The 1,068-nt window shown below is 74.8% G+C and carries 2 protein-coding genes; both read left to right on the forward strand.

Annotation, left to right across the window (positions count from 1 at the left end; genetic code table 11):
* The coding region (locus KD1_RS16925) for a DUF8185 domain-containing protein (RefSeq protein ID WP_502690824.1) at positions 1 to 242 on the forward strand (242 nt) is incomplete at its 5' end.
* The coding region (locus tag KD1_RS13955; protein WP_068402916.1) for an inositol monophosphatase family protein at positions 239 to 1,068 on the forward strand (830 nt) is incomplete at its 3' end. The genes KD1_RS16925 and KD1_RS13955, both read left to right, overlap by 4 nt.

The following is a 1,068-nucleotide window of genomic DNA, read 5'->3' on the forward strand; positions in this document are numbered from 1 at the left end:
CAACCGGGATCGCCGAGGTCGCCCAGGGCGCGACCGCGGGCGCCGGCGCGCTCGCCGTGGCGGAGCTGCGTCGCCGCGTCTGGTCCGTCGACCTGGGCACCCACCCCTCCATCCCGCGGGGGGCGGCGTTCGGTCTGCACGTCCTGGGGTTCCTGCCCACCACGGTCGAGTCGGTCACGGTGCATCACCAGGGCCGGTGGACGCGGTTGTCGACACCGTACGGGCATGTGCTGACCCGATGACCGGCGCGCACCCCGACCTGACCGATCCGAGCACGATCCCCGCCGACCTCGACGACGCCGACCTGGCCGTCGAACTCACCCGCCGCGCCGCGGTCCTGGCCGGACGGATGCGGCAGGCGGGGGTGAGCAGCATCCGCAAGACCTCGATCTCGGACATCGTCACGCAGGCCGACCACGCCGCCGAGGACCTCATCACCGCGGCCCTGCAGCGGTGGCGCCCCGCCGACGGCATCGTGGGGGAGGAGGGCTCGAGCCGGCCCTCGACGTCGGGGCGGACCTGGGTCATCGACCCGGTCGACGGCACGTACAACTTCCACACCGGGCTGACGTGGTGGTGCAGCGCGCTCGCACTGCGCGCCGAGCCCACCGACCCCACGACCGGAGCGCCGTCCGCCCTGGTCCTCGGGGCGATCCACCACGTGGCCTCGGGGGACTCCTGGGTGGGTGGCCCGAACCTGCCCACGCGGCGCAACGGCGCTGAGGTCGCGCAGATCGACGACGCTCCGTTGCAGGAGTCGGTCCTGGCGACCTACCTGCACCCCACCCGCCTGCAGGACCCCGCGTTCGCGCAGCCCTGGTTGGCCATGGCCGGCCAGGCCGCGACCCTGCGGATGCTCGGCTCCGCCTCGTGCGACCTCGCCGCCGTCGCCGACGGTGTCCTGGGGATCTGGGCGCAGCACTCGCTGCCCGAGTGGGACTGGCTACCCGGTCGGGCGCTCGTGCTCGGTGCCGGCGGCGCCGCGCAGGAGGTCACCGTCAACGGACACACGTGGTGCGTGGCCGGAGCGCCCACCGCGGTCGCGCAGGCCGCCGCCCGCCTACGCGG

The organism is Kribbia dieselivorans NBRC 106261 (assembly GCF_001552435.1).
GTDB classification, from domain to species: domain Bacteria; phylum Actinomycetota; class Actinomycetes; order Actinomycetales; family Dermatophilaceae; genus Kribbia; species Kribbia dieselivorans.